Genomic DNA, 19023 nt, shown 5'->3' on the forward strand with positions numbered 1-19023 from the left:
TCAGCGGGTATTTAATGATAAACTAATTTTACTGTCTCCAGATATAAGTTTGTTCTTCTCCTTTACTGTTTACAAAGGTTACGCTAAGAGGTTCCTTGGGGTTTTTCGAATTAAGAATCTTCTTTACATCTGAAATGTCATTTACTTTTTGGTTATCAAGTTTAGTAATGATGATACCAATTAGAGCCTGAGATTGCTCATCTCCCGTTAGCGCACCGCTTATTTTTACTCCATTGGTTGTCTTAAATCTTTGCAGGTCTTCTTTTGAAGCATTAGTAACCTCAAGGCCTATAGGGGTAATTGCATAAGTTTCATACTTCGTAAGTTTCACTTCTAAATTGCGTTCCCTGCCCTCTCTTATAACTGTTACTTTTACAACATCATCAGGCCTCTTAGAACCAATGTATCCAGTTAAATCGGACATTTTTCGCACTTCGATATTGTCAATTTGTCTTATAACATCGCCTTGTCTAATACCTGCAACTGCAGCTCCACTTTCTGAATCAACATCACCTACCAAAACTCCCTGTGCAACGGGAAGATCTAATTTTCGGGAGATTCCCTGGTTGACATCCTGCCCACGAATTCCTAAAATTCCTCTTTGAACATTTCCATACTCCAGGATATCTTCTACTATCTTTCTGGCGTTATTAGAAGGCACTGCAAAACCATAACCTATATAACTACCCGTTTGAGAAGTAATTGCGGTGTTAATTCCAATAAGTTCCCCATTAATATTGACTAAAGCACCACCACTATTTCCGGGGTTTATGGCAGCATCAGTTTGTATAAAAGATTGTGGTGTTCCATCGTAGGCATTAATATCTCTGGCTTTTGCACTAACAATTCCTGCAGTCACAGTTGATGTTAAATTAAAAGGGTTACCTACTGCAAGAACCCATTCCCCAAGTCGAATATTATTTGAATTTCCAAAAGGAAGATAGTCCAGGTTTTCAGCATCAATTTTAATTAGAGCAATATCTGCTGAAGGTTCAGTTCCTATTACTTCGGCTTTGTAAGTTTTGTTATTATTAAGTGTAACTTCAATTTCGTTTGCACCGTTAATAACGTGGTTATTAGTAACGATATATCCGTCAGGAGTGATAATAACACCAGACCCTGCGCCTCTCAAAGCTTTACCACCGCCTTCTCCCCGGTATTGGTGTTCCCAAACACTCTTTGAGGGGCCAAAAACAGCAACATTTTTTACGTGAACCACTCCGTGAACAGTTTTTTCTGCTGCCTCAGTAAAATCAGCATTGGTTCCATAGAATTTAGATTCGTATGAGACTTGTAGAATTCCTGCGGAAGGATTTTGAACAGTTGTTTGTTGAACCTCATCAAGATTGAAAATATCTTCTTCTAAAAAGATCTTGTAGGAGCCTAATGTCAATATTCCTCCCAACATTGAAACGAATAATAGGGTTGTGAATTTTTTCATTTGTAAATCCTTTTTTATTTAAAAGTTATTATTTGAGTTTATTTTTTGTTCCCGGATTGGACCTTAGTCTGTTAATATAAACGTACAAATTTTTGATATTGTTGTACCTTTGCTCAGGTTAAGATAAATCCTGATGAAAATAAAATTTTTCAAATTCCACGGAACGGGAAATGATTTTATTATGGTTGATAACCGTGATAATCTATTTTCCAAAAATGATGCCAACGTTATAAGCTTGGCTCTGTCACAGAAGATTTGGCATAGGAGCAGATGGGCTGATACTCCTGGAACATCCTGAGGTGGCGGGAGATGATTTTAAGATGGTTTATTTCAACTCTGATGGTAATGAGAGTAGCATGTGCGGTAATGGAGGAAGATGCCTGGTTGCCTTTGCAAAATTCTTAAACATAATTCAGGATAAAGGAAGGTTTACAGCAATAGATGGTCCACACGAAGCAATCATAGAAAACGGTACTGTAAGTTTAAGAATGAAGGATGTTCCGGCGGGCAATTTAAATGAAGATGCTATTTTTTTGAACACGGGTTCTCCTCACCACATCATCTTTACCGAAGAGGTAGGGGAAATAGATGTTAAAAAAGAAGGTGCAAAAATCCGGTATTCTCAGCTTTACGAAGATGGTGGCGGGACCAATGTAAATTTTGTACAGGCTGAAGGAGCAAATTCTTATCTCGTTCGTACATATGAAAGAGGAGTGGAAGATGAAACTTATTCCTGTGGAACGGGAGTAACCGCTGTTGCTCTCGCAGTTCACGCTATGGGAAAAACTACTGAAAAGGAAGTTAAGCTTAGTACACCGGGAGGAGTTTTAAGGGTCACGTTTGAAAGAAAGGACCATACTTACAGGAATATTTGGCTTACAGGGCCTGCAGAATTTGTTTTTGAAGGAGAAATAGAATGTTAACTCTTAAAGGAAATAAAGTTTTTCTACGAGCTCTTGAGCCGGAAGATCTGGATTTTATTCATGAGGTCGAAAACACTGAAGAATTTTGGGAAGTAAGTGCTACCAAAGTTCCTTATTCCAGGTACCTGATCAAAAAGTATATTCAAAATTCTCACCGGGACATTTTTGATGTGAAACAATTACGTCTTATGATATGTAATTATGAGCAGGTTCAATTGGGAATGATTGATGTTTTTGATCTTGAACCGAGGGACAGAAGAGCTGCAATTGGAATTTTAATTGCAAAGAAGGAGGAACGGCGTAAGGGTTATGGAGCAGAAGTGATTTCACTTGTGTGTAATTATTGCTTCTCTCACCTTGGCCTGCACCAGGTTTATGCTAATGTTACCATAGATAATTCTGCAAGTATAAGTTTGTTTGAAAAGAGTGGTTTTAGCAAAGTAGGCATTAAGAAGGACTGGGTGCTCATCAATGGGCAATTTAAAGACGAGGTTTTATATCAATTAATCAATGTACATTAAAAGGATACTATTAGTAGTTGCCCTTATAGGACTGGTTGTTCTGGGGATCTTCAGCTATAACATATATAATTACATATTTTCTCCAAATACTGCTTTTGAAGAACAGAAAGTAACAATTTATATTCCCACAGGTGCTACTTATGAAGTAGTTCTGGACAGCTTAAAACCGCATTTAAAAGATGTTTCTTCCTTTCACCAGGTTGCTCAAAAAAAAGGTTATGATCCAAAGGCTGGAAAGTACACTTTGGAAAGAGGCATGAACAACAATGATATTATTAACAGGCTGAGGAGCGGAAATGATCCTGTACGAGTGATTTTTAATAATCAGGAAAGGCTGGAAAATCTTGCCGGAAGAATTTCTACACAAATTGAAGCAGACAGCACTGAGCTTTTGGAGGCAATGAAAGAAAGTGAATTTTTGCAACAAAATGAATTTACCACTGCAAATGCCTTAGGAATGTATATTCCTAATCAATATGAATTTTTCTGGAATACTTCTGCTGAAGATTTTCGAAAAAGAATGAAACGTGAGTATGAGAGATTCTGGACAGAAGAACGACTGAAAAAAGCTGACCAAATTGGTTTAACACCTCACCAGGTCACTGTAATAGCTTCTATAGTTCAAAAAGAAACTGCTAAAGTAGATGAGCGGCCAAAGGTTGCTGGAGTGTATATGAACAGGTATAAGAATGGCTGGAAGCTGGACGCAGATCCTACAGTAATTTATGCAATTAAGCAGGAGAATAATAATTTTGACACAATTATAAAAAGAGTGCTTTACAAGGATTTAACTCTTGAATCGCCTTACAATACTTATAAATACAAAGAACTTCCACCCGGCCCAATTGCCATGCCGGATATTTCTTCTATTGATGCCGTTTTAAATTATGAGGATCACAAGTACTTTTATTTCGTGGCCGATGTAGAAAATTTTGGCTATCACAAATTTGCTGAAACCCTGGCCCAGCATAATCGGAATAAACAGGCTTATGTGAGGTGGATTAACCAGCAGGGAGTTAAAAGATAATATTTCTCAGAATTTTACGTTTACTGATGATGGAGTTTTTTCAACTTCATTCCCTTTTTGGTTTAAAAGGCTGAAGATCAGATTAATGTTAAATGTTGTATCTTCGCCCGGCGAAATTTGAAAGGGGCATCGTTTTTGTCTTGTTGCCATTTCAGAATCAAAATATATGAGAAAGAAAGTTGTTAAATTTTCAATCCTACTATTATTGCTGGTTCAATCTTTTTCAGTTTCTCTACTAAAGAGGCTGCAGATTTAGAAATGTTTGCCACCTCTCCCAATGTGAAATTGGAGTACAAGGCAACCTCGCCTGAAGATAGTCTTCAGGAAGAAAAGAATGCTACTAAGATGTATCCTGTCCTGGGCAGGTCTTACACAGGTTTTAAAGAGGCCCTTGCGTTTAAAGAATCTCGTGGGAATTATAAAGCAATCAATGAATTCGGTTACCTGGGTAAATATCAATTCGGGAAAGGTACTCTAAGTCTTATTGGTATAAAAGATACCAACTTCTTTATCAATTCTCCGGAATTACAGGAAGCGGCCTTTTATGCGAATGCAGCCAGGAACAAATGGATCTTAAGACGGGATATTGAGAAATTTCAAGGAAAGCTGATAAACGGAATAGAAATAACGGAATCGGGAATTCTTGCAGCCGCGCACCTTGCTTACCCCCGGAAGTGTAAAGAAATATTTGAGAAGCTGGGGCGAAAGCGGATTTAGCGATGCTTTTGGAACAACCTTAGGTTTTTACCTGAAGAAATTTGGAGGCTACGACACTTCACTTATTGAAGCTGACAGAAAAGCGAGTGCGATAGTCTATAAAGCTTAATTTTCCTTTTGAAGCACGAATATAGTGGGCCTTTTATGAAGGTCCACTTTTGTTTTCTTCCAGGCTGCAATTGTTTGCGTCAAAATAAATTCAGAAGGCAGGGTGAGATCACAGGCTACACATAAACGTGTTCCGGGATGCAGTACAGCTGTCATATCTTCTAAAAAAGCATTGTTCCTGTAAGGAGTTTCAATAAAAATTTGTGCCTGTTTTCTCTCCAGAGAAATCCTTTCCAAATTCTTTAGCTCCTGTTTTCTCTCTTTTTTATCTATAGGTAAATAGCCATGGAAAGTGAAACTCTGGCCGTTCATACCGCTGCCCATCATTGCAAGAAGAATTGAAGATGGCCCTACCAATGGTACAACCTGAATTCCCATAGAATGGGCAATTTGTACAATTTCGGCACCGGGATCTGCAACCCCGGGACATCCTGCTTCACTTAAGAGACCCACGTCCAATCCATCTTTACAAGGATCTAAAAAACCAGATAAACTGGAGGCTTCAGTAAATTTATTTAGGAGGCTTAATTTAAGCAAAGGCTGTTTTTTGCCGGGTACCACTTCTTTGATGGATCTTCTGGCAGTTTTTTCATTTTCAACAATGTAATGGTCCACCTTTTCTATTATTTTTTTAATGGAGTAGGGGAGCACCTCAATGGGATTGGAAGGACCCAAAGTGGTGGGAATTAAATATAGTTTTCCCGAATATTGGAAAGAAGGCTGGGCCATTTGTTGAGTATTATTGGTAGAAAAAAAGAATTATTCCTTTTCCAGTTTTGAAGCAATTACTTCGCATGCTTCGTTAAGCATTTGGTAAACGTTTTCAAAACCGTGTTCTCCTCCATGATAAGGATCGGGAACATCAACTTTTTCTCCGGGAAAGATCTCGTCCAGGATCATTTTTACCTTGTTCTTATCCTCTTCATTCCTGGCTTGTGCTAAAACATCATGATAGTTGAAAGAATCCATCACGTAAATGTGATCAAAGCGATCAAAATCTGCAGGTTCAAATTGCCTTCCACACTGGTCGGTAATATCTACCCCGTATTTTTTTCCAACAGCAATAGAACGAGGATCGGGGAATTTCCTATATGCCAGTCTCCTGTTCCGGCACTTTCTATCTGTACTTTATTGGGATCAACTTTAGATTTCAGAATTCCTTCGGCCAGGGGTGATCTGCAAATATTTCCCAGACACACCATTAACACCTTGGTTTTCATATTTTTCTTTTATAGAGTAAGTTTTTTATTGAGATCTTCAACAAACTTCTTGAATTGCTTATCTGTTGCTGCAAGATTGTCTACTGTTTTGCAGGCGTGTAGTACCGTTGCGTGGTCACGCTTTCCTATCTGGCTGCCAATACTCGCAAGGGAGGCTTTGGTAAATTTCTTGGCAAAGAACATTGCCAGTTGCCTGGCCTGAACAATATGGCGTTTCCGGGTTTTTGATTGTAATGTTTCTACATCCATCTGGAAGTAATCGCTCACTATCTTTTGGATATAATCGATCGAAACCTCTCGTTTGGTATTTTTGACGTAATTGTCAACAATTTTCTTAGCCAGTTCCAGGGTGATGTCCTTCTTGTTGAATGAAGAGTGAGCAATAAGAGAAATTATAGCACCTTCCAGCTCCCTGATATTAGTTTTTATGTTGTTAGCGAGGAATTCGATAATATCCTCTGGCATTTCCACCCCGTCACGATACAATTTGTTCTTTATAATAGAAACCCGGGTTTCAAAATCAGGATGTTGAAGCTCTGCTGAAAGACCCCATTTAAATCGGGACAACAAACGTTGTTCAATGTCCTGCATATCGACAGGCGCCTTATCACTCGTGAGAATAACCTGCTTACCATTTTGATGCAGGTGATTAAAAATGTGGAAGAATACATCCTGTGTTCCGGCTTTACCCGAAAGCAACTGAATATCATCCACTATAAGTACATCAATGATCTGGTAGAAATGAATGAAGTCATTCCTGTTATTCTTCTTTACAGATTCTATATACTGCTGTGTAAATTTTTCAGCAGAAATATATAAAACTGTCTTTTCCGGATACTTGTCTTTAATATCTACTCCAATGGCATGGGCCAGGTGAGTCTTTCCTAATCCAACTCCTCCAAATATCAACAGCGGGTTAAACGAAGTTCCACCAGGTTTATTAGACACTGCTAAGCCTGCAGATCTTGCCAGCCTGTTAGAATCTCCCTCCAGGAAGTTTTCAAAATTGTAATTAGGATTTAACTGGGACTCTATTTTTACATTCCGGATACCCGGAATAATAAAAGGATTTCGTAGTTCGGGATTTCTGTTTTTTACAGGAACATCTACTTCCTGAGAAGCCATTTGGCTGCGCTGGGTGCTGGGTATTTTTTCAGTAAAAGGTAATTTGTTTCCGTAAGTGTTTTCCATCTTAATTACGTAAACCAATTTGGCCTTTTCACCAAGTTCTTTGGTTAAAGAAACCTTCAGCAATTTCACATAATGCTCTTCCAGCCACTCGTAAAAAAACTTTGAAGGAACCTGTATACTCAATGCACAATCGGTAAGTTTTACTGCTTGTATCGGCTCAAACCATGTTTTGTAGGCTTGAGGAGTAATGTTATCTTTGATAAAAGCCAGACAGCTATTCCAAACTGATTGCGCAGTTTTTGACATGCTAAACTTGAGGTTATTTATAGGTTAGTAGATGATCCCAAATTAGAAAAAAACAGGTTCTTCTAATTTTTTTAGTGAAACAAATATGTGAACAAAATACCTTAAAAAAAAATCTATTATTATTGAATTTTAAGAAAATTTTATGCATACTTCCTTCGGGTTATGAAGGTACAAAACCACAAACGAAAATTACCTTAATTTCTTATGAAAACTCACTGCACCACTGTTAAAGTACGATACGCTGAAACCGATCAAATGGGAGTGGTTCATCACGGGAATTATGCTCAATACTTTGAGATCGCCCGTTTGGAGTGGCTTGAGCAGTTTGGTATCTCTTATAGAAGGATGGAAGAGGAGGGAATTATGCTTCCGGTTTACTCCCTCCAAACAAAATTTATTAAACTTAGCGTCTTTTGATGACCTTCTTAAAATTGAAACCAATTTAAAGGAGATTCCGGGGGTCAAAATTGAATTCCTGTATAAAATCCTTAATGAAGCCGGGGAGGTGATAACCACAGCTTCAACTGTTCTGGTTTTTATGGATTCTAAAACAAAGCGACCAATAAAATGTCCTGAATATATTTTGGAAAAATTGAAGGATTAATTTTCCTGTTTTCGAATTTCTACTTTATAAATACTATCAAATTTGGTAAATATTTCTTCTGCATCTTTTTTTCTTACAGTAATAATAATTTGGCAGTCCAAAGCAAGGTCCTGTTTCAAAATATTTAGGTCGTGTTCTTTGATAAGTCGCATGACTATATTCATTTCAGGATAATCAAATCGTATTTCAAAAATTTCATCAATTGTTCTTGTAATTATCTTACTGTTCTCCAAAGCTAATTGAGCTGTGGTTTTATAAGCATTAATTAAGCCTCCTACTCCTAATTTAGTACCTCCAAAATATCTCACCACAACAATTAGGATATTGGTGACATCAAAAGACTGTATTTGACCATATATTGGCATTCCTGCTGAGTTAGATGGCTCCCCATCATCATTTGCACGATAATGCAATTCCTCCTTTCCAATTTGCCAGGCGTAACACCAATGTCGTGCTTTGGAATGTTTTTTCCTCAATTCCTCAAGGTGGACTGCGGCATGCTCTTCTGAAGTCACCGGAAAAGTGTATCCAAAGAATTTTGAACTCTTGTCTTTGAACAAAACTTCTTCTCCGGGTTTTAGTATTGTCTTATAGGTGTCGCTCATGAATAAGTTATATTCCGCTATTAGCTACTAAGATAATGCTTAGAATGGCCAGGCCAATCCCAATCCAATTCTTGGGTATCAGTTTTTCCCTGAAGAGAATAATCCCCAGGAGGGTAGAAAGTAAAACAATGGCTACATTATTTATCGTAAATATGGTCGAGCTGTCAAATCCTTCGCTTCGTAAAGCTAAGACCAGGAAGTAAATTGAAAAGTAATTAGGAATTCCCAGCACAAGCCCTCCAAGAATATTTTTCCCGGTTATTCGGAGAGATCCACGAAAAGCCTGAAAAATTAGTACAGAGGTGCCTACTACACCTGCCATAGAAAATATTGTAGAAGAGAACAATGCAACATCAGCTTCTTCAACATAAGTTGCTTCCAAAAACTTAATAGTGGTATCAATGACCCCGCTCCCCACAAAGACGAGAATGGGGAAAATAAGATTCTCCTTTTTTATAGCTATTCCATCCCTGCTTTTTATGGAGCTTAAATATACAGCTGCCAAAGCAAGAAGAATCCCGGTTACTTTGACCCATCCTGTGCTTTCATTGAAATATGTTATACCGAAGATGACAGGAATGGCAACCGACATTTTTGTTGCAACCGAAACCACTGAAAGTCCGCTGTGTTGAGTGGTTATAGCAGCCAGATTAAAAACTGCAATGAAGAGAATTCCCAGGAATATGGTGCTTAAGCAAACCAGGGCTTTGATGGAACAGAAGAAATGTCTGCATCACCCAAAAAACCAAAAAAACCCACCGTACAGGCCATGAAATAATTAACTATGATCGCCTGCAGGGAATTGACACCGTACTTCTGGAACAATTTGAAAATTACAAATATTACACTCGAAGAGAGGACACTTAAGATCAGGTAGATCAAAACAGCTCTTGTTTAGCAGTAAAAAGATCTATTACATCTTCACGGGTAGGTTCAAGGTTCCAGGTATGAATACCCAATTCAGCAGCCGCATCTGTGTTCTCCTTAGTATCATCTATAAACAAACACTCCTCCGGATTTAGATCGTGTTGTTCCAGTACATATTTATAAATAGCTGCATCAGGTTTTCTGAAATTAATCTCGTGCGAGAGGTAAAAAGCGTCAAAGCAATTTTTGAATTCTTCAAAAAAGGGAACATTATCTTTAATCCAGTCTATATGGATCTCATTAGTATTACTTAGTAGAATAAGCTGAAAATCTTTTTCTTCGGAAAGTTTTTTCAGAAAATCATATCTGTATCTGGGAAATTCAACAAGAATAGAATTCCATGAATGTTTAAAAGCCTCCTGATTAAGTTGAGGATATTCTGAAGTGTATTTATGTATAAACTCTTTTGAAGTGATTAAACCTTTTTCATAGTCTTTATTACACTCCTGGATGGCATCTGTAAATCCATCAATTTTGTGCTTTTCCAGCTCCCGTTTTGTTGCAGGTTTATCGAGGTTGACAAAAATGTCACCAAAATCAAATATAATTGTCTTTATCATTTCTGTAAATTATTAATAGATCTCCTGTAGTTGAACTTGTAGTAGCAGGATTTTCCGGTAGAGCTTAGTGCTTTTATTCCTTCCTTAAAATTTACTTTTCCTGTAAGTATTCTTGCCTCATCCCATAAACCTGCGGAAATAAAAGTTTCCAGAGTTTGCGTTCCCCCTTCTATTATGATCGATTGTAATTCGTGCTAGTAAAGCACATCGCAAATCTGCTGTGCGATTTCCTTTTCAAAATCTATTTCTTCAAAAATTAGATTTTTGGAACTTGGGTTTTTTTCAGAGCTCGTTCCGCAGATGACAATAGTTTTAATAGATTCGTCAAAAAGAGCTGAATCTTCAGGAATCCTAAGTTTCCGGTCCATTACTACCCTGGTGGGGCTGGGTCCATCCCAAAGCCTAGTATTAAGTTTGGGGTTATCAGCAACAGCAGTGTTCGTGCCTACTAATATTGCCTGTTCCTCACTTCGCCATTTATGCACCAGTTGATTGGTATATTTATTCGTAATCCAAACAGGCTCCCGCTTTTGATCCATCTGCGGCAAAGGAGCAATAAAACCGTCAGCTGATTTTGCCCATTTTAAAATTATATAAGGTCGTCTCTTTAAAAGAGAAGTGAAAAATCTTTTATTAAGTTCCCGGCATTCCTCTTCCAGGATTCCAACTTTTACTTCACAACCTGCTTCCAGCAACTTCTTAATTCCTTTACCACAACTTTGTCGAAAGGATCAACTGTTCCAATAACAATTTTTTTAATACCTCGGGCAATGATGAGATCGCTGCAGGGAGGTGTTTTACCATAGTGGCTGCATGGCTCCAGGCTCACATAGATCGTTGCCCTTTTTAAAAGCTCAGAGTCTTTAACTGAATTTATCGCGTGGACTTCCGCATGGGGTTCTCCGGCTTTCCTGTGCCAGCCTTCCCCAATGATCCTGTCATTATAAACCACTACACTTCCTACCATAGGATTTGGGTAGGTGGTACCAAGACCATTTTGGGCGAGTTCAATGCATCTGCTAGTATATTTTTCGTGTATATTCACGCATCAAAAATAGGATTTAATACGAGAATGAGTAGTTATAAAATTCGTGAAATTCAACCTAAGGACAATGAGCAGGTTGCACAGGTGGTTAGAAATGTACTGGTGGAAATGGGAGTTCCTAAAGTAGGTACAGCCTATGAAGACAAATCTCTTGATGATATGTATGGCTACTATGATGAGCCAAAAAAGGAATATTTTGTGGTTGAAGAAGAGGATAAGATACTTGGTTGTGCGGGGATTGCGCCTTTACCCGGAGAACCCGATATTTGTGAGCTTCAAAAAATGTATTTTCTTCCGGAAGCACGGGGCAGGGGAATAGGTGCTGCGATGATGCAAACCTGCCTCCAATTTGCAAAAGATGCCGGGTATAAGAAATGTTACCTTGAGACTATGCCTTATATGGAACATGCAAGAAAACTGTACGCCCGCACAGGATTTGAGTCTATTGAAGGACCTATGGGAACTACCTAGCCATTACAATTGTTCGGTCTGGATGATCAAGGATTTATAAGCCCCCTAACCCCCAAAGGGGGAGTAACTAAAGTTTCTCAAATTTTGGAAATCTATCAGTTAAAGAAAATATTTACAAATGACTTAAAGGATGAATATCCTCCGGAGGAAATAAGTTCATTTTTTAATCTTCTGTCCCTGAAATTTCTGCAGATGAGCCGCATTGATGCTGCTTTGAATCCGCAGGCAGAGATTTCTGATGAAGATCAAAAAAAATTTGATACTGCTTTGCTTCGGCTAAAGAATCATGAACCCATTCAATATATAATAGGTGAAACTGAATTTTTCGGAATGGACCTTCGGGTAAATGAAAACGTTCTGATTCCAAGGCCGGAAACCGAAGAGCTGGTGCAGTGGATTCTCGATGAGGTGAAACCTTCAGCAAGAATAAAAATTCTCGACATTGGTACCGGAAGTGGATGTATAGCAATCAGCCTGGCGAAAAACCTTCCGCAGTCGAGAGTTTCGGCAATAGATATTTCTGAGAAAGCATTGGAAATCGCAAGGGAGAATTCAGCTATAAATAATACTGAGGTACATTTTATTAAAGCTGATATTCTTCAGCAGGAAAGTCTACAAGAAACATATGATGTCATAGTTTCCAATCCGCCTTATGTAAGGGAGTTGGAGAAGAAGGAAATGCAGAGGAATGTTCTTGAGCACGAGCTAAGCAACAGCTTTATATGTAAAAGATGAGGACCCGCTGATATTTTACAGGAAAATCACGAAATTAGCAGGAGGATCTTTAAAACGTGGCGGAAAATTGTTCTTCGAAATCAACCAATATTTGAGCAGGGAAACAGAGGAACTCCTGGTAAATGAGGGATTTTTGACTGAGCTACGAAATGATATTTTCGGAAATTTCCGAATGTTAAAAGGCGAAAAAAAGTAAATTTTGAGAAAGTACAGATTTAAAAGCCTAGCAGTGTTTTGCGCCAGCAGTGACGGACTAGACTCTGTTATTTATAAAGAAGCTTATGATGTGGGAGAATTTCTGGCAAAGGCAGAAATTGAAGTAGTCTACGGGGGCAGCAGATTAGGACTTATGGTTCAGGTGGCGAAGGGTGTTCTCGGGCAAAGCGGCAAAATAACCGGAGTAATTCCAGATTTTTTAAAAACAAAGGAAGTCGTTCACACAGGACTTACAAATTTAATTACCACAGAAGACATGCACGCAAGAAAAATGACGATGCATGACTTAAGTGATGCTTTTATTGCTCTTCCGGGAGGTTTTGGTACTCTGGAAGAATTATTTGAAATTCTCACCTGGGGCCAACTAGGGCTGCACAGGAAACCAATTGGTATCCTAAACAGTAATGGCTATTACGATGACTTTATTGAATTGATGAATAAGATGGTAAGTAAGGGGCTGTTAAGAGAGGAAAATATGAACCTGGTACAGGTGTCTTCAAATATTGAAGAACTTCTGGATAAACTGGAAGCATTTGTACCTATGCTTAGGTGCCAAAATGGATGAATAAGAACCAGACGTAATGAGGAAAATATGAAGATCGAAAGGCTGGAATTACAAAGCAAACACCTTACGGAACAGCTAAAATTTTATCGTGATGTCCTGGAACTTGAGATTCCGGTATACGACGAAACTTCATTTGAAGTCAAAGTAGGTTACACCAGTATTAAATTTACTGAAGATAATAATGCCACACCTTACCATATAGCCTTCCACATTCCCGATAAGCAGGAAGAGATCGCTTTAACGTGGACAAAAGGGAAAGTACCTATTCTTAGAAATAACTCCGATGAAATTATCGATTTCAGCAATTGGAGTGCGAAGTCATTCTATTTCTACGATGCTGATAAAAATATTGTAGAATTCATTGCCCGGCGGAATCTCTTCAAGCCCGAATCATCTTTGTTTTCTGAAGAAAATATAATAGGAGTGGCAGAAATAGGCCTTGCCACCGAAAATATTGAAGAGAAGTTTTTGTTCCTTCAGAAGAATTGTGAATTAGAGGTGTATGATGGCAACTTTGAGAAATTCTCTGCAATTGGAGATGACGAAGGCCTTCTAATCACGATTAATAAAGAACTTAAAGATTGGTTTCCTACAGAAGATAAAGCGTTTGCATCTCCTTTCAAAATAAAATTTTCACATCGGGGAAAACAATATTATTTAAAATTTGAGAACGATAAATTAACTACCTATTCAGCCTAAGAACAATCTAACTACAGCTTTAAACCAGAACCTAAATGGACACAAAAGATAAGATCCTTAATCTTCGGAAAGAACTACACCAACATAATTACAACTATTATGTAATGGACAAGCCGGAAATTAGTGATTATGAGTTTGACATGAAGCTAAAGGAGTTGCAGGAACTGGAGGAGAAAAATCCCGATCTCTTTGATCCCAATTCCCCGACCCAACGAGTGGGTGGCGCTGTAACAAAAAATTTCCAAACCGTATCTCACGATTATCCTATGTACTCTCTTTCCAACTCTTATTCTAAAGAAGAATTGGAGGACTGGGAAAAGCGAATTATGAGGATTGTGGATGGAAAGGTTGAATATGTGTGTGAGTTAAAATACGACGGAGCATCAATAAGTCTTACTTACGAAAAAGGAATTTTAAAACGTGCAGTTACCCGCGGGGACGGAGTTCAGGGAGATGATGTGACTAACAATATAAGAACGATATTATCTATTCCTCTTCACCTAAAAAAGGATTATCCGGAGAAATTTGATATCAGGGGCGAGATCGTTTTGCCATACGAAGGTTTTGCAAAACTGAATGCCGAGAGAGTGGAAGCAGGGGAGGAACCTTATGCCAATCCAAGAAACACGGCTTCGGGAACTTTAAAACTTCAGGATAGTTCAGAAGTAGCTAAGCGGCCTTTAGACTGTTTGCTTTACAACATCATTGGGGAAAACCTGAATGTGAAATCGCAATTTGAGAGTCTGGAAAAAGCGAGAGCCTGGGGTTTTAAAGTTCCGAAAGAGTCTAAACTTGCAAAGAGTGTCGATGAGGTTCTCAATTTTGTGAATTACTGGGAACAGCACAGGCACGATCTACCCTATGAAATTGATGGGGTAGTTGTAAAGGTAAATGATTTCAGGCAGCAGGAGGAGCTTGGATATACAGCTAAATCCCCGCGTTGGGCAATGGCTTACAAATTTAAGGCAGAACAGGAAGCGACAGTTTTAAAGAAGATCACTTATCAAGTAGGCCGTACCGGAGCAATTACACCTGTGGCAAATTTAAAACCTAGGTGCAGCTTGCCGGGACTGTTGTAAAAAGGGCATCCCTTCACAATGCCGATCAAATTGAGAAACTGGATATAAGAGAAGGAGATACAGTCTTTGTTGAAAAAGGAGGGGAAATTATTCCAAAAATTGTTGGGGTGGATTTTACTAAACGAGATCCAAATTCTGCTGAAACTCATTACATCACGCACTGTCCTGAATGTGAAACAAAATTAATAAGGAACGAAGGGGAGGCCCAGCATTATTGTCCTAATCTTAGTGGATGTCCTCCGCAGATAGTAGGTAGAATTCAGCATTACATCTCCCGAAAAGCAATGGATATTGAAGGGCTTGGAGGTGAGACTGTGGCATTGCTAGTCCGCGAAGGTTTAATAGAAAATTATGCCGATTTATACGAGCTGAAAAAAGAGCAGATCCTTCCTCTGGAGAGAATGGCAAATAAATCAGCAGAAAATCTTATCCAGGGAATAGAGAAATCAAAAGAAATTCCTTTTGAAAGGGTTCTGTTTGCTTTGGGAATAAGATATGTAGGTGAAACGGTAGCAAAGAAACTTGCCAGACACTATAAGAGTATTGCGGTACTTTCAGAAGCAAAAGAAGAAGATCTTGTGAATGTTGATGAAATTGGAGAAAGGATTGCCCAAAGCGTAACTGCTTTTTTTGCTGTTGAAGAGAACAGGATCCTGGTGCAAAGACTGAAAGATTTTGGTGTACAGCTGGAAATTAAAGCTGAAGAATTTTCTCATCAAACAGACAAACTTGGAGGAGAAACTTTCGTGATTTCAGGAGTTTTTAATACCATCTCCAGGAATGATCTCAAAAAATTAATAGAAGATAACGGCGGAAAGGTCTCCGGATCAATTTCGTCAAAAACCAACTATCTCGTAGCTTAGTGAAAATATGGGACCAAGTAAACTTGCCAAAGCAGAACAACTCGGAACAAAAATTTTATCGGAAGATGAATTTTTAAAAATGATTAAATAAATCAACAAAGCCCCAGCGGGGAGAATTGTCGGCATCCCCTACGGGACTTGGTGATAATATTATACTGAGATTTGAAGTCCTTTTGTGGATATCATTTTGTCGCTGTCAAGGTAAAAGTCTATTCGGCCTAAATAGAGGCCATAACAACCTACCTGATTTACAATCACCTGTTTCCCTTCAAGATTTTGAAGAACTTCGGGTTTTTCTAGGAAGGTATGGGTATGGCCACCAATGATAAGGTCAATTCCTTTTGTCTTCTGCGCCAGCTTAACATCAGAGATTGCACCTGATTTATAGTCGAAGCCCAGGTGGGAAAGGCAAATAACCAGGTCACATTTCTTTTGTTCTCTCAGGAACCTTACCATTTCTTCTGAGATTTCAATCGGGTCAAGATACTTGGTTTCTTTGTAGAGATGTTCACTAACAAGCCCTTCTAATTGAATACCCAAGCCAAAAATTCCAATTTTTACTCCGTCCCGTTCCAGAACTTTATAAGGAAGAACGTGGCCATCAAGGATGGTATTGCTAAAATCGTAATTTGAAGAAATAAATTGAAAATCGGCATGTGGTAACTGAGAGTAAAAACCTTCAATTCCGTTGTCAAAATCGTGATTTCCTATTGTTGCAGCGTCGTATTTCATCTTAGTCATCAGCTTAAATTCCAACTCTCCCCCATAGAAATTAAAAAATGGAGTTCCCTGGAAAATATCTCCCGCGTCCAGCAATAAAGTATTGGGATTTTCCTGCCGAATTCTTTCTATTAAAGTTGCTCTCCTGGCGACACCACCCATATTAGGATTCCTGGTGTTGTCGGGGCCAAAAGGTTCTATGTGGCTATGGACATCATTCGTGTGCAGGATCGTAATGTGTTTTCGGGAACTTTCAGCAAAAGAAAGTGAAAGACCTCCCAATCCTATAAATGCTCCTGTCGCTGCCGTAGCCTGGATAAAATTTCTCCTTTTCATCAATTGGTAATTCTTATATAGCGACCGTCCCTTTGGGTTTGAATGGTGTCAATCTTATTAAAGTAATCTATTATAGCATTCCTAATCTTATAACCTGTTCTGTATAAATTCACAGGATCTTTCAGGAAAATCATATTATCACCACCCTGTTGTAAATAATCTGATGTTGCAACAAAATATTTTTTTTCATCTTCTATAGGCAAATTCTGTACCTCTGCATTGATCACTTTAAAATCTTCATCCATTTTAATTGTCATTCCACTAATGGGATGTGCGGTTCGGTTGTTTTCGAGGTAAGCGATCATTTCCTTGATCCTGTTCCCGGTCAACTCGGCTACTACAATTTCATTTTCAAAGGGCATTAACTGGTAAGCTGTTCGGGCTGTAACAGGACCTTTGTCTATTGCGGCTCTTATTCCACCGTGGTTAAGAAGAACAATATCTATCTCTTTTCCTGTCTGGTCCTTAAAAGGAAGATTTGCTTGTTCCATAACTATATCGGCCATTAGATTTCCTAATGCAGTATTTAGTTCCCCGTCTTTCTTATCAAGATTTAGAGGGTTAAAAGCTATTGTACTGTCAAGGCTGCGATTAATATGCTCTGAGTAAGGTTTTATAAAATTGGCTATGGAAGTTTCAGAAGGAATGTTGCTGTCAATAGAAAATCTTTTAGAAGAAATTTCAACAGGTTTAAAATTCTCCTTTTTGCAGGAATAGGAGCAGGCAACTAAAAGGAAGAGGCACAAAAAGCGTTGGGACATTTAAAGGTGTTTTAAAAGTGCAAAGATAAATACTTTTTAGCAGGAGGTTGTCATTTCAAAAGAGAGAGTAGAATCTTAAGGAAAAGTTAAAAATAATAGAGAGCAGATTGGGCAATTTTTGAGTATTTTTTTATATTTACCCGAATTTCACCCCCCCAATGAAACTAACAAACTTCGGAAAGGCTAGGTTTATTTATATTTATATTAATAAATTTTTGGGCTATTCTTACCGACACCTTTTGGTTGGAAAATACTACTCATATTCTTTTTTTCTATTCGCTGTGTTTGTGGTCTTTCAGCCTTTGAAAAAAATGAAAAAAAGATTCTATCTTTATCTGCTCTTCTCAATCTTATCCTATTGCGCGCGCTTTTTTGATCCAAAGCTTTTTTCTCATGAGATGTCTCTGGTTCTAATGTCGGTTGCTAATACCATACTAATAACAGAGGCTATAAAGTTCACAGTAGTCAAAAATGGCAGCAGTTTTATGATGATATACTTTTTCCTGGTGGTAGGAATCAATGGCGGATTGTTAGGGTATCATGTCATTGAATTGAACGAATATATCAAGAACGACATCGTTTATTCAGTTTATATATTTTATTATCTCAATTTATTAATTCTGGGTATAACCGCTTTTATATACTATCTCAATTCTTATTCAAGAAAATCCATGTTCTTTATTTCTCTTGCACTGGGATTAATATTTGCAGATGTTCTGCGCGATATGGGGATCTTCTATTTAAAAGATTTAAGTATTGAGATAACAGAGAGTTTAATAAGACTTGGTTGTGCTGTTTTCGCTGCTTCATTTTTTGCAACAAAAGAAAAACAGTTACGGCTTGCAAGTATGATATAGTAAAATACTTTATCTGCACTTTGGACGTTAGTGAGAGAATGTCTATTTTCTTCCCGTAAAAATTCCTTATGATCCTAAACCGATTTAAACTCGCGGCAGCGAGAAGAAAAATTGCACAAATCGTATCTGAGCAGGAACCCACCACCTTTACCGGGGAAGTGAAATCTTTAGGTATAATCCTGGACAATAAAAATAAAAGCGCCAGAAAGGAATTAGAGGAGATCAAGACCAAACTTAAAATTGCCGACAGCAATTTTCGGGTAGTACTATTTACTGGAAATGATAAAAACTAAGCAGATGTTGATGCTATTGAATTCCGCAGGAGACATATTGATCTTAAAGCAGAAATAAATAATGACGATTTAAAGGATTTTGCTGCAAAAGGCGTTGATCTTCTTATTACTTTTGCTTAGCGAATCTAATACTGCGGTTCATTTATTGACTGCTTACTGCGATGCAGGGATTAAAGTTGGAAGGTATCAACAGAATCAGGCTCTTTATGATCTGATTTTACAAACTGAAGGTGACGTTTCCCTTTTTGTAGACGAGTTATTGAAATATTTAAAACTGATTAAACGAATTTGAA

16 protein-coding genes and 7 pseudogenes are annotated in these 19023 nt (G+C 38.1%); 13 read left to right on the plus strand and 10 right to left on the minus strand.

Annotation, left to right across the window (positions count from 1 at the left end; all coding sequences use genetic code 11):
- Positions 1–28: 28 nt before the first annotated feature.
- The gene (locus LZ575_RS21605; protein WP_235327285.1) at positions 29–1441 is read right to left on the minus strand and encodes a trypsin-like peptidase domain-containing protein; all 1413 of its coding nucleotides are present in this window, start codon (positions 1439–1441) and stop codon (positions 29–31) included.
- 133 nt (positions 1442–1574) lie between these two features.
- Here LZ575_RS21605 and dapF point away from each other — a divergent pair.
- The 4 genes and pseudogenes from dapF (at position 1575) to LZ575_RS21625 (ending at position 4738) form a co-directional block, all read left to right on the plus strand.
- Positions 1575–2364 (plus strand): annotated as a pseudogene (gene dapF, locus LZ575_RS21610) (diaminopimelate epimerase).
- On the plus strand, positions 2358–2885 hold the full coding sequence (locus LZ575_RS21615) for a GNAT family N-acetyltransferase (protein ID WP_235327287.1): 528 nt from the start codon (positions 2358–2360) through the stop codon (positions 2883–2885). Before dapF ends, LZ575_RS21615 begins: the two are co-directional and overlap by 7 nt.
- A complete protein-coding gene (gene mltG, locus LZ575_RS21620) occupies positions 2875–3912 on the plus strand; it encodes an endolytic transglycosylase MltG (RefSeq protein WP_235327289.1) in 1038 nt (345 codons plus the stop codon). The genes LZ575_RS21615 and mltG overlap by 11 nt, the downstream gene beginning before the upstream one ends.
- A gap of 166 nt (positions 3913–4078) precedes the next feature.
- Positions 4079–4738: pseudogene (locus LZ575_RS21625) on the plus strand (peptidoglycan-binding protein LysM).
- On the opposite strand, the gene LZ575_RS21630 reads toward LZ575_RS21625, so the two are convergent.
- The 3 genes and pseudogenes from LZ575_RS21630 to dnaA form a co-directional block, all read right to left on the minus strand.
- A complete protein-coding gene (locus LZ575_RS21630) occupies positions 4735–5466 on the minus strand; it encodes an SAM-dependent methyltransferase (RefSeq protein ID WP_235327291.1) in 732 nt (243 codons plus the stop codon). The pseudogene LZ575_RS21625 and the gene LZ575_RS21630 sit on opposite strands and share 4 nt — an antisense overlap.
- A gap of 30 nt (positions 5467–5496) precedes the next feature.
- Positions 5497–5957: pseudogene (locus tag LZ575_RS21635) on the minus strand (low molecular weight protein-tyrosine-phosphatase).
- A gap of 9 nt (positions 5958–5966) precedes the next feature.
- Entirely contained in the window at positions 5967–7394 is a 1428-nt protein-coding gene (gene dnaA, locus LZ575_RS21640) for a chromosomal replication initiator protein DnaA (RefSeq protein WP_235327294.1), read from the minus strand.
- Positions 7395–7598: 204 nt separating this feature from the next.
- Here dnaA and LZ575_RS21645 point away from each other — a divergent pair.
- Positions 7599–7998: pseudogene (locus tag LZ575_RS21645) on the plus strand (acyl-CoA thioesterase).
- On the opposite strand, the gene LZ575_RS21650 reads toward LZ575_RS21645, so the two are convergent.
- The 4 genes and pseudogenes from LZ575_RS21650 to ribD all read right to left on the minus strand — a co-directional run bounded on the left by LZ575_RS21650 (position 7995) and on the right by ribD (position 11135).
- On the minus strand, positions 7995–8603 hold the full coding sequence (locus tag LZ575_RS21650; RefSeq protein ID WP_235327296.1) for a YigZ family protein: 609 nt from the start codon (positions 8601–8603) through the stop codon (positions 7995–7997). The pseudogene LZ575_RS21645 and the gene LZ575_RS21650 overlap by 4 nt on opposite strands.
- Positions 8604–8610: 7 nt before the next feature.
- Positions 8611–9485 (minus strand): annotated as a pseudogene (locus tag LZ575_RS21655) (EamA family transporter).
- The gene (locus LZ575_RS21660) at positions 9482–10090 is read right to left on the minus strand and encodes an HAD family phosphatase (protein ID WP_235327298.1); all 609 of its coding nucleotides are present in this window, start codon (positions 10088–10090) and stop codon (positions 9482–9484) included. The pseudogene LZ575_RS21655 and the gene LZ575_RS21660 overlap by 4 nt, the downstream one beginning before the upstream one ends.
- Positions 10068–11135 (minus strand): annotated as a pseudogene (gene ribD, locus LZ575_RS21665) (bifunctional diaminohydroxyphosphoribosylaminopyrimidine deaminase/5-amino-6-(5-phosphoribosylamino)uracil reductase RibD). The gene LZ575_RS21660 and the pseudogene ribD overlap by 23 nt, the downstream one beginning before the upstream one ends.
- A gap of 27 nt (positions 11136–11162) precedes the next feature.
- Between ribD and LZ575_RS21670 the strand changes: the two are divergent.
- From LZ575_RS21670 to ligA, 5 genes and pseudogenes are all read left to right on the plus strand, one after another.
- Positions 11163–11606 carry a GNAT family N-acetyltransferase gene (locus tag LZ575_RS21670; RefSeq protein ID WP_311195893.1) on the plus strand — a complete coding sequence of 148 codons (444 nt, stop codon included), beginning with the start codon at positions 11163–11165 and terminating at the stop codon, positions 11604–11606.
- Between the two features lie 84 nt (positions 11607–11690).
- The gene (prmC, locus tag LZ575_RS21675; protein ID WP_311195894.1) at positions 11691–12341 is read left to right on the plus strand and encodes a peptide chain release factor N(5)-glutamine methyltransferase; all 651 of its coding nucleotides are present in this window, start codon (positions 11691–11693) and stop codon (positions 12339–12341) included.
- Positions 12342–12540: 199 nt separating this feature from the next.
- A complete protein-coding gene (locus LZ575_RS21680; RefSeq protein WP_311195895.1) occupies positions 12541–13122 on the plus strand; it encodes a TIGR00730 family Rossman fold protein in 582 nt (193 codons plus the stop codon).
- Positions 13123–13149: 27 nt separating this feature from the next.
- Complete coding sequence (locus tag LZ575_RS21685; RefSeq protein ID WP_235327300.1) at positions 13150–13821, plus strand: VOC family protein; 672 nt, start codon at positions 13150–13152, stop codon at positions 13819–13821.
- A 35-nt stretch (positions 13822–13856) separates the two neighbouring features.
- Positions 13857–15854: pseudogene (ligA, locus tag LZ575_RS21690) on the plus strand (NAD-dependent DNA ligase LigA).
- A 59-nt stretch (positions 15855–15913) separates the two neighbouring features.
- On the opposite strand, the gene LZ575_RS21695 reads toward ligA, so the two are convergent.
- Entirely contained in the window at positions 15914–16819 is a 906-nt protein-coding gene (locus tag LZ575_RS21695) for a metallophosphoesterase (protein ID WP_235327302.1), read from the minus strand.
- Positions 16819–17580, minus strand: a complete 762-nt coding sequence (locus LZ575_RS21700; protein ID WP_235327304.1) for a 5'-nucleotidase C-terminal domain-containing protein — start codon at positions 17578–17580, stop codon at positions 16819–16821. The genes LZ575_RS21695 and LZ575_RS21700 overlap by 1 nt, the downstream gene beginning before the upstream one ends.
- A 311-nt stretch (positions 17581–17891) precedes the next feature.
- On the opposite strand from LZ575_RS21700, the gene LZ575_RS21705 reads away from it, so the two are divergent.
- From LZ575_RS21705 to LZ575_RS24475, 3 genes are all read left to right on the plus strand, one after another.
- Positions 17892–18437, plus strand: coding sequence for a hypothetical protein (locus LZ575_RS21705; protein ID WP_235327306.1), 546 nt, complete (start codon positions 17892–17894; stop codon positions 18435–18437).
- A gap of 68 nt (positions 18438–18505) precedes the next feature.
- The gene (locus LZ575_RS21710; RefSeq protein ID WP_235327308.1) at positions 18506–18730 is read left to right on the plus strand and encodes a DUF6913 domain-containing protein; all 225 of its coding nucleotides are present in this window, start codon (positions 18506–18508) and stop codon (positions 18728–18730) included.
- 145 nt (positions 18731–18875) lie between these two features.
- Positions 18876–19022 (plus strand): DUF6913 domain-containing protein, encoded by a 147-nt coding sequence (locus LZ575_RS24475; RefSeq protein ID WP_409187231.1) that lies wholly within the window; start codon positions 18876–18878, stop codon positions 19020–19022.
- The last annotated feature ends 1 nt before the right edge of the window (position 19023 follow it).

The sequence above is a fragment of the Antarcticibacterium sp. 1MA-6-2 genome, from assembly GCF_021535135.1.
Classification (GTDB): Bacteria; Bacteroidota; Bacteroidia; order Flavobacteriales; family Flavobacteriaceae; genus Gillisia.

Excerpts from the sequence above, each read along its gene's own strand:
- LZ575_RS21615 (WP_235327287.1), top strand. The coding sequence starts at position 2,358 with ATGTTAACTCTTAAAGGAAATAAAGTTTTTCTACGAGCTCTTGAGCCG.
- LZ575_RS21700 (WP_235327304.1), bottom strand. The coding sequence starts at position 17,580 with ATGTCCCAACGCTTTTTGTGCCTCTTCCTTTTAGTTGCCTGCTCCTAT.
- LZ575_RS21605 (WP_235327285.1), bottom strand. The coding sequence starts at position 1,441 with ATGAAAAAATTCACAACCCTATTATTCGTTTCAATGTTGGGAGGAATA.
- LZ575_RS21710 (WP_235327308.1), top strand. The coding sequence starts at position 18,506 with ATGATCCTAAACCGATTTAAACTCGCGGCAGCGAGAAGAAAAATTGCA.
- mltG (WP_235327289.1), top strand. The coding sequence starts at position 2,875 with ATGTACATTAAAAGGATACTATTAGTAGTTGCCCTTATAGGACTGGTT.
- LZ575_RS21630 (WP_235327291.1), bottom strand. The coding sequence starts at position 5,466 with ATGGCCCAGCCTTCTTTCCAATATTCGGGAAAACTATATTTAATTCCC.
- LZ575_RS21650 (WP_235327296.1), bottom strand. The coding sequence starts at position 8,603 with ATGAGCGACACCTATAAGACAATACTAAAACCCGGAGAAGAAGTTTTG.
- LZ575_RS21685 (WP_235327300.1), top strand. The coding sequence starts at position 13,150 with ATGAAGATCGAAAGGCTGGAATTACAAAGCAAACACCTTACGGAACAG.
- LZ575_RS21670 (WP_311195893.1), top strand. The coding sequence starts at position 11,163 with ATGAGTAGTTATAAAATTCGTGAAATTCAACCTAAGGACAATGAGCAG.
- LZ575_RS21695 (WP_235327302.1), bottom strand. The coding sequence starts at position 16,819 with ATGAAAAGGAGAAATTTTATCCAGGCTACGGCAGCGACAGGAGCATTT.
- LZ575_RS21705 (WP_235327306.1), top strand. The coding sequence starts at position 17,892 with ATGAAAAAAAGATTCTATCTTTATCTGCTCTTCTCAATCTTATCCTAT.
- dnaA (WP_235327294.1), bottom strand. The coding sequence starts at position 7,394 with ATGTCAAAAACTGCGCAATCAGTTTGGAATAGCTGTCTGGCTTTTATC.
- LZ575_RS21660 (WP_235327298.1), bottom strand. The coding sequence starts at position 10,090 with ATGATAAAGACAATTATATTTGATTTTGGTGACATTTTTGTCAACCTC.